The organism is Haliea sp. (assembly GCF_040222615.1).
GTDB lineage: Bacteria > Pseudomonadota > Gammaproteobacteria > Pseudomonadales > Halieaceae > Haliea.
Genome location: NZ_JAVKCQ010000013.1, coordinates 22,030 through 30,759 on the forward strand (window position 1 = coordinate 22,030; position 8,730 = coordinate 30,759).

General features: G+C 64.4%; 5 protein-coding genes and 1 pseudogene. 1 reads left to right on the plus strand and 5 read right to left on the minus strand.

All coding sequences use genetic code 11. The annotated features are described in order from the left end of the window. The 5 genes from RJQ10_RS00935 to RJQ10_RS00955 all read right to left on the minus strand — a co-directional run bounded on the left by RJQ10_RS00935 (position 1) and on the right by RJQ10_RS00955 (position 7,936). Positions 1-1,548, minus strand: a complete 1,548-nt coding sequence (locus RJQ10_RS00935) for a leucyl aminopeptidase family protein (protein ID WP_350142691.1) — start codon at positions 1,546-1,548, stop codon at positions 1-3. A 38-nt stretch (positions 1,549-1,586) separates the two neighbouring features. Continuing rightward, positions 1,587-4,391, minus strand: coding sequence for an RNA polymerase-associated protein RapA (gene rapA / locus RJQ10_RS00940; protein WP_350142693.1), 2,805 nt, complete (start codon positions 4,389-4,391; stop codon positions 1,587-1,589). Positions 4,392-4,493: 102 nt separating this feature from the next. Further along, on the minus strand, positions 4,494-5,312 hold the full coding sequence (locus RJQ10_RS00945; protein ID WP_350142695.1) for a TatD family hydrolase: 819 nt from the start codon (positions 5,310-5,312) through the stop codon (positions 4,494-4,496). A gap of 22 nt (positions 5,313-5,334) precedes the next feature. Beyond that, positions 5,335-6,324 (minus strand): LysR family transcriptional regulator, encoded by a 990-nt coding sequence (locus RJQ10_RS00950; protein WP_350142697.1) that lies wholly within the window; start codon positions 6,322-6,324, stop codon positions 5,335-5,337. A gap of 157 nt (positions 6,325-6,481) precedes the next feature. Beyond that, positions 6,482-7,936 (minus strand): WS/DGAT/MGAT family O-acyltransferase, encoded by a 1,455-nt coding sequence (locus RJQ10_RS00955; protein WP_350142699.1) that lies wholly within the window; start codon positions 7,934-7,936, stop codon positions 6,482-6,484. Between the two features lie 128 nt (positions 7,937-8,064). On the opposite strand from RJQ10_RS00955, the pseudogene RJQ10_RS00960 reads away from it, so the two are divergent. Continuing rightward, a pseudogene (locus RJQ10_RS00960) lies at positions 8,065-8,730 on the plus strand (hypothetical protein); the annotation flags it as partial.

Here is an 8,730-nt window from a genome sequence, read left to right on the forward strand (position 1 = left end):
CTAGCCCTGGTCCGCTGAGTACAGTTTCACCCACTCGGTCAGCAGGCGCACACCGTAACCGGTGGCGCCGACCAGGGGGGGCAGACTGGCGGCGTCATAGCGGCCATTGCCGGCCATGTCGATGTGCACCCAGGGGGTGTCGCCGGCGAAGCGTTGGAGGAAGATTGCGCCGGCCTGTGCGCCCGGTTCGCCGGCGTTTTTCATGTCGGCTACCTGGCTGTCGATGATTTTTTCATAGGGTTTGAGCGGCAGCTGCCAGACCCGCTCTCGGGTCAGCTCTCCCGCGACCTCCAGGGTGTCGATGAGTCTCTCGTCCTCGCTGAACACTGCCGCGTAGTCGCGCCCCAGGGCGCGCACTTTGGAGCCGGTCAGGGTGGCGATATCGGCGACGACACGTGGCTGGAAGTGCTCGCGTGCGTACCAGATGCCGTCCGCCAGCACCAGCCGGCCCTCGGCATCGGTATTGACGACTTCAATCGTCATGCCGTTGCCAGCGGTCACCACATCCCCCGGCAGTTGGGCAGTCCCGGAAATGGCGTTCTGCGCCAGCGGCATGATGCCGACGACATTGATCGCCGCCTTCTGCCGGGCCAGGGCCTCCAGGGTGCCCGCCACCGCGGCGGCGCCGGCCTTGTCGCCGGTCATGGCGAGAATGGATGCGGCGTCGGTCTTCAGGTTGTAACCGCCACTGTCGAAGGTGATGCCCTTGCCAACCAGGGCGATAGCTGCGTCATCGCTGCCGCGCCAGTGGGCGACAAGCAGGTGAGCCCCATGCTGGCTGCCCTTGCTGACGCCGTAGAGGGCGCCCATGCCGGCTTTCAACACCTGCTGCGGACCCAGTACGGTCACCTTGACGCCGAGCGGTTGCAGGCGCTTGCGCACGTATGCGGCGAAGGCGGCGGGGTTGCCGTCGCTGGCGGACAGGTTGGTCAGCTCCCGGGCCGTGAAGACACCCTGTGCCAGGGCCTGCAGCGGCTGCCAGTTTTCCTCGGCCGCTTCAGGTGCCGCCACCAGCCACTCGAAAACCTGTGCCGGCCGCGGCTCGGACTGGGTCTTGAGGCGATCAAAGCGATAGTTGACCAGGTCGGTCCCATGGGCCATCGCGGTGACAATAGCCGTGTTCAGCGCCGGATCGGAAACCAGGCCCGAGTGCACCCGCACGGTCTGGGCGTTGCCCAGGTTCAGGTGATTGGCCAGGTTCGCGCCCAGCATCTCCGCATCCGCGCGCGCCAGTTCGGCGGGCTCTCCGAGGCCGATGGCGATCAGGCGATCCACCGGCAGCCCCGCCGGCGCCAGGATCTCCTGCTGCTGGGCCATGGTGCCGTCGAAGCCCTGGGCGGCGAGGGCGCGGCTGACATGGCTGCGGGTATCCTCGCCCCAGCCCGGCAGGACGCCGGTATTGTTGAGCGGTACCAGTACCACCAGGGTGTCGGCCGTGCTGGCGGGCTGTGCCCGGAAAGTGTGACTGGTTTCGAGGTAGTCGGCGCCGGCAGCTGCAGCCAGCAGTGTCAGGATCAGCCCGGAGGCCAGGCGATGGAAGATTGTCATGATGGGAGAGACCTTTTCTCGCAGTAGGTTGATTGTCTTCAGGTAGTGATGATCAGGCGCAGGGCCTGCAGCTGCAGGCTGGCGTGGCGGATGTGTACGGCGCACTCCTCGATCCGGTAGTCAAGGTGATCCAGCTCCTCCTGGCGGATGGAGGGATTGACGGCCCGCAGCGCCTGCAGCCGCTCCCGTTCGGCGCCGAGATCCTCGCGCATCCGCGCCTCCGCGTCCGCCAGGGTGGGTGCCAGCCTGGCCTCCGCCAGTTTCGTGGCCAGGGCCATCTTGGTGTCCACCTCGCTGTGTACCTGCTTGATGATCGCCAGTGCGGTGTTCTTGTTGATCCGTTCCACCAGGCCGTTGAGCCGCTCGTGGGGTACCAGCCCCGCGAGGTCCTTGCCGCGCGCATCCACCAGCAGGCGCAGGGGTGACAGCGGCAGGAAACGCTCCAGCTGCAGGTCCCGCGGGCCGATGCAGTTGATGGTGAAGATGCTCTCGAGCAACATGGTGCCGGGAGCGATGCCCTTGAGCTTGATGGTACCCAGGGAAGCGTTGCCCAGTTCCGTGGAGCGCACCATGTCCATGGCTTCCACCAGCATGGGGTGTTCCCAGGTCAGGAATGCCAGGTCCTCCCGGGCCAGGGCTTTGTCGCGGGAGAAGGTGACAGTGGTGCCTTCTTCCTGCAGCCCGGGGAAATGGCCGGTGAGCATATGCTCCGTCGGGCGCAGGATCAGGGTCTGCTCGGAGTGATGTTCGTGCTCCACCCCGTAGGCTTCGCAGAGCGACTCCAGGTAGCGTTGCAGCGTGCCGCTGTCCTCGTTGGCCTCGATTTCAGCGATCACCGTCGCCGCGACCTCAGGTTTGCACGAGTTGCGCTCGAGCAGGCGGTCGCGCCCCTCGCGCAGTTCGCGCCGGGTGTCCAGGGTGAAGGCAGCGGTGTCGACCAGCAGTTCATCGAAATCCGCGGTGCGCCGGCGCAGCTGCGGCAGCAGGCGCTCTTCGAAGCGAGTAAATATGAGGGTGCCCGCAGAGCAGCTTTCCCGGAACAGGTCGAGGCCGCGGTCATACCAGTCCAGCAGAGTCTCCTGCGCGCTGCCCTGGATATAGGGGACATGGATCTGTACATCTTCGGTCTGGCCGATACGGTCGAGACGTCCGATACGCTGCTCCAGCAAGTCCGGGTTCAGCGGCAGATCGAACAGGACCAGGTGGTGGGCGAACTGAAAGTTGCGGCCCTCGCTGCCGATCTCCGAGCAGACCAGGGTCTGGGCCCCGGCTACATCATCGGCGAAGTAGGCGGCGGCGCGGTCCCGTTCGATGATGGAAAGCCCTTCGTAAAAGGCTGCGGAGCGGATACCGGCGCGCAGGTGCAGGTAGTGCTCCAGCATCACCGCGGTGGCCGCGCGCGCGCAGATCACCAGCACTTTCTCCGGACGCAGGCGCTTCAGGGTCTGCTCCAGCCACGCCACCCGGGGGTCGAAGCTCAGCCAGCTGTCGTCGTGATAGGGTGACTCAGGGTGCAGCGCCTCCAGTACATCACTGTTGGCGTGACTGTAGGCGTCGGGCGAGGGGAGCGGGTGGCGGTGCATGACCCGCAGGGGGAAGCCGCTGATGGCCGCACGGGTGTTGCGGAACATGACGCGGCCGGTCCCGTGCCGGTCGAGAATCTGCTCGATCAGGGTTGCAGCGGGAGCGGAAGGGTCCAGCCCCGCTGGCAGGTCCGCGGGTGTCTCGCCCTGCTCGAGTTGCTGCGCCATCTCGCTCCAGCGGCGGTACTGCTGCTCTTCTTCGCGGAAGGCCTCCAGCGAATGGAACCGCTCCGGGTCCAGCAGCTGCAGGCGGGCGAAATGGCTGTCGACGCCGACCTGCTCAGGTGTTGCGGTGAGCAGCAGCAGGCCCGGGTTCTGGCGCGCCAGCGCGGCGACAAAGAGGTAGTCCTCCCCCGGCGCCTCGGCTGACCAGTGCAGGTGATGGGCCTCGTCGACCACCACCAGGTCCCATGTGGCGGCCAGGGCCTGCAGCTGGCGATCCGGGTATTCGCGAAACAGGTCGAGGCTGCACAGCACCAGCTGCTCGCTCTCGAAGGGGTTGTACTCCGAGAGCTCCGGCAGTGCCTCATCGCCGAATTCATCTACACCCGAGAGCTCCTGCAGGCGCTCCTCATCGAACAGGGAAAAATACAAGTTGAAACGCCGCAGCATCTCTACCAGCCACTGGTGCAGCAGGGTCTGCGGCACCAGGATCAGGACCCGCGTCGCACGACCGGTCAACAGTTGCTGGTGCAGGATCATCCCGGCTTCGATGGTCTTGCCCAGACCCACCTCATCGGCGAGCAGGACCCGGGGTGCGTGGCGCTGGCCGACCTCATTGGCGATATATACCTGGTGGGGCAGCAGGCTGGTGCGCGACCCCATCAGGCCCCGGGCCGGGGAGCGTTGCAGGCGGTCGAGCTGGTTCAGGGTGGCAACCCGCAGGGCGAAATCACCGGTTTTGTCGAAATGGCCATTGAGCAGGCGCTGCTGGGGCGTGGTGATCTGGACAAAGGCGTCCAGGTCCAGCTCGGAAATGGTTGCGGACTGCTCGTGGTGATCGATCCCGGTATAGAGCAGCAGGCCACCGCGTTCCGCCACCTGGGTGACGACCAGCTCCCGGTTGTCGGAGGTGGATATATGGTCACCCTCCTTGAATCTCAGCCGGGTCAGGGGGGCGCTGTCCGCTGCGTAGGTGCGTTCCTCACCCACCGCGGGGAAGCTCAGAGTGACCCGCCGCGGTTCTACTTCAACAATAACCCCCAGCCCTAGCTGGGCATCCGCATGGCTGACCCAGCGCTGGCCGACTATATAATCCATAGTGTCCTGTCATCGTGGCGGACCACGGCCCGCGCAAAAAGGGCGCATAGTTTACCATCGACTGCCGACAGGTTCAGGCTTCCGGGCCAACTTTCCTGGCGCTCAGCCGGGTTCATCGGCAAAAAACAGTGCCAGGCTGTTGCGGTGCGCCGCGGCGAGGAGGTCTTCCACCGGCAATTGCTTCACCTCGGCTACCCGCTCCGCCACAAAGGGCAGGTAGAACGGGGCATTGGGGCGGCCCCTGTACGGCACCGGGGTCAAGTAGGGGGAGTCGGTCTCCAGTACCAGCTGGTCCAGTGGTGTCAGCGCCACGGCGGCGCGGACGTTGTCCGCCCGATTGAACGTGGTGATCCCGTTGAATCCCAGCATGAACCCCCTGTCCAGGCAGAATTCCGCCAGTTCAAGGCTGGAGGTGAAGCTGTGGATCACCCCCTTGCGGGCCAGGTTCGGGGCAAATTCCGCAAGGATGGCGCGGGTATCATCGTCCGCTTCCCGGGTATGGATGACTACCGGCAGGTCCAGCTCGACCGCCAGCGCGAGCTGTTCGGCGAATACCCGGCGCTGCACGGCCCGGTCAGCGTGGTCGTAGAAATAGTCGAGGCCGATTTCGCCAACGGCGACGATGCGCGGATCTGTACCGCGCTCCCGGATCGTCTCAGCCACCGCGCTGTCATAGCACTCCGCTTCATGGGGGTGAATGCCCTGGGTGCCCCAGATGTCGTCCGCGAACCGGGTCAGGGCAAAAACCCGGTCGAGATTGGCCGCCGATACCGCGATCGTCACGATCCGCTCTATGCCGACCTCCCGGGAACGGACCAGGGTCTGGGTCAGTTGCTCCTGGTCCAGGTAGTCGAGGTGGCAATGGGTTTCAATCAAAGGCGTCGTGTAATGCGGGATGTCGCGTCGTTTGCTGTTGCTCATGGTTGGCCCGGAGTGCTGCGGTTCAGGGAAGGGTCAGGGGCTGCAGGATAGCAGGATAACGGACGTGCTGGGTGGCTGTGCTCTCTGCGGCCATTTCGCGGATGGTGTCCAGCACCTGGTCCCACAGCCAGGAGTGGATTGGCGAGTGGCCGGTGCGCCGGTGCGCCACCAGCATGTACTTGAGCGTGTAGTCACTCCCGGGAGGTGTCCGCAGTGCGACGATACCGTTGGTGGTATGGGAGTTCTGCAGCACATAGGCGGGTCCCGGCAGGAAGTAGTCAGTATTGCGCAGGACCTCCATCGCGGTCATCAGGTGGGAGGTCTCCAGCGAGCCCTGCTGCGGATGGCGCACGCGCATGAAAGCCTCGGAGGTGCGTGCCAGCTCGGCCTGCTCCAGGTCGGGTACATAGACCCTGATCACCGGGTACAGCGCCAGCCGCTCCCAAGTGATCTCACCCCTGCACAGGGGGTGACCTTCCCGGACCAGGATTCCCGATGGCGCGGTTCCCAGCACTTGTGTCCGGAATTCATCGGGATAGTGGGCCTGGGCGATGTGGATGGCGAAGTCGAGACTCCCTGTGGCCAGCTGTTCGAGTTGGTTTTCCGCCCGGGTTATAGTGCGTATCGACAGTCTGGGTGCGTCCCGGTGCAGGCGCTGGATCAGGTTTGGAAGCAGCGCGACGCCGATATATTCCGACAGGGCAAGCGAGATTTCTCCGCTGTAGGTGTAGGGGTCGAAGTGGGAGCCGGTGACCAGTCTGGCGATATCGTGGAGTACCACCCCGAGCTCCGTGGCCAGTTCCTGGGCTCGCGGTGTCGGTTGCATGCCGCGATTGCTGCGGGTGAACAGCGGGTCAGCGAACAGGTCCCTGAGGCGGGCAAGAGTTTTGCTCATGGCCGGCTGGGTGATGTGCAGGCGCTCCGCGGCACGGGAGACACTGCGTTCTTCCAGCAGGGCCTGCAGGGCAACCAGCAGATTCAGGTCAACTCTATAGAGGTTCTGGGTATCCATGTTTGATATGATTTCAATTCATAATTGACATAACAAAAATACATTGGATATATATTAGTTCTTTTCCTAGAGTATGACCATGCGACGAGATATCCCGGCAGCCTTGCTCCGGAATGCCCCGTTCAGGTCCAGACCGATTGAAATTTCGAACCCGCCGTCAGGCGGGTTTTTTTTGCCTGCGGCGCCTGCGCGGCCGCGGCAGGACCGCGGCCTCCAGCTCTGCAAAGGCGCCCTCCAGACAGGACTGGTAGCGGTCGGGTTCGGGCAGCATCTCGCGGTCGGCGAGCACCGAGATGGTCACTTTGCCGCAATAGCTGAAAAACATGTGGAAGATGCCCAGTCCGGGGGTAAGTACACCCAGGCCGTAGTAGTCCACCAGGCGGGCGCCGGCGCAGTAGAGGGGGAAATCAGGCCCGGCAACGTTGGAGACCACGGTGGTGATGTTGACCGGCATGTAGCTCGACAGGTGGTTACGCGCCCAGAAACCCAGCACCGGCCTGGTCAGCGCGGGCGCGAACACTCCCGCAAGTTTCAGGACATCGACCATCGGACTGGCTTCACCAGAGCGTTGCGCCTCAATTGCACTCAGGTGTATGGCCTGAAGCCTCTGCGCCGGTTCCGGGATATCAGTGTGCAGCGAGGTGAAGACCGACCCCACCTGGTTGTTGTCCTCACTGCTGTCGCGCCGGGTGCGCATATTCAGGGGAATCGTCGCCGCCAGTGGCGCCCCCGGCGCCTCACCCAGTTCCGCCAGGTAGCGCTGCAGTGCACCGCCGGTGACCGCGAGGGCGATGTCGTTGACCTTGACCCCGGCCGCGTCCTTCACTGCCCGGACCCGTTCCAGGCTGAACTCGGCCGCGGTGAAAACCCGGTGCGGTCCAACCGCCCGGTTGAACCGGGTTTTCGGCGCGCTGATATCGGGTGGCGGCATCTCCTTGCGCATTACGGCCGTGAGGTAGCGCGCCAGCTGGGCCGATGTGCTGATTCCCCCACTGACGACGCCGGCCACATTGCGGATGCCGTTAATGGAAGCGCGCGCCAGCAGCTCGGCGATACTGGGTTGTGTATCAACCAGTTTTGGCGGATCGTCCCCGAACGCTTCCGCCTGCGGGTCCGCGACCAGATCATGAATCAGGGCGACAATACTGTTTCCCGCCATGCCATCAACCAGGGAGTGATGGATCTTGGTGTAGACAGCGAAGCTCCCCGCGGGCAGTCCCGGCATCCGGTCCAGTCCTTCGATGATCCAGGCTTCCCAGAGCGGCCTGCCCATGTCCAGCGGGCGAGAGTGCAGGCGCGCGACCTGTATGCACAGCTGGCGCCAGTCTCCCGGCTTTGGCAGGGCAATATGGCGCAGGTGGAACTCGACATCGAAACGCGCATCCTTGACCCAGTAGGGTCGGTCCAGTCCCCCGGGCACACGCACCAGGCGGGTCCTGAACAGCGGCTGGTTGGCAAGCCTGCGTTCAAAGGTGGCAATGACCTGCTTGAAGCGAACCTTGCCGCCCGCAGCGGTCGAGGGGTCATAGATACCCAGCGAGCCCACATGCTGGGGGGTGTTCGGCTGTTCCATGTTGATGAATGCGGAGTCGAGGATACCAAGCTGCTTCATGCGGTCCCACCCTGTTTGCCCAGTCGCGGCATCAGTATCTGTATGCCCGTGGTCGTTATATCATTAACCGGCGGAGCTACTCTACCCGGTAGCCCCGCTGGTTCGGGGCAGGAAGAGGTGAGAAGGTGGTGATTCCAAGGCTGAAGCCGCGGCGGCTGGCCGCTTTTGCGCTGATGGCGCTGTTGCTGCAAGACCCCGCCTGGGCGGCACCCGCGAATACGTACGGGCGCCATTTCGTGCGTGTGGACCGGCAGTGGCCTGACGAGGCCCCCGTGGTGTTGTCGCTGCCGCGGGCTGAAGGGCAGTTGGCGGTAACCTCTCAGCGTGAGCGCCTGCTTGCGCTGGAGCAGGAGCACGGTCCCTACGCCGCAGCCCTGGCCCAGCCGCTCATGGAACTGGGAGGTTACCTGTACGAGGCCGGCGAGCCGGGGCAGGCAGAGCTGCTGTACCGGCGGGCGTTGCATGTGCTGCGCGTGAACGAAGGACTCTACAGCGAAAACCAGTTGCCGCTGCTGCGCAATCTGCTGGCGGTTCATCGCAGCCTGGGCGACTGGCAGGCACTGGACGCGCGCTATGATTACTTGTTTCGCCTGTCGGCGGTTTCCGGAAGCATGGATGCAGATTCTGCCGCGGAGTATTTTCGCTGGCAGCGCGAGGCGCTGCGGCGGCAGCTGGACAGCAGCGACTACCGCCGTCTGCTGCACCTTTACGAAGCCAACGAGCAGTTGCTGGCTGCCGCCGATCCAACCCGGGATGCAGCCGGATACTGGCAGCTGGTGGACAGCCAGCTGCGC

Coding starts and splice junctions, on each gene's coding strand:
- RJQ10_RS00945 (WP_350142695.1), bottom strand. CDS start 5,312: ATGAGCAACAGCAAACGACGCGACATCCCGCATTACACGACGCCTTTG.
- RJQ10_RS00935 (WP_350142691.1), bottom strand. CDS start 1,548: ATGACAATCTTCCATCGCCTGGCCTCCGGGCTGATCCTGACACTGCTG.
- rapA (WP_350142693.1), bottom strand. CDS start 4,391: ATGGATTATATAGTCGGCCAGCGCTGGGTCAGCCATGCGGATGCCCAG.
- RJQ10_RS00955 (WP_350142699.1), bottom strand. CDS start 7,936: ATGAAGCAGCTTGGTATCCTCGACTCCGCATTCATCAACATGGAACAG.
- RJQ10_RS00950 (WP_350142697.1), bottom strand. CDS start 6,324: ATGGATACCCAGAACCTCTATAGAGTTGACCTGAATCTGCTGGTTGCC.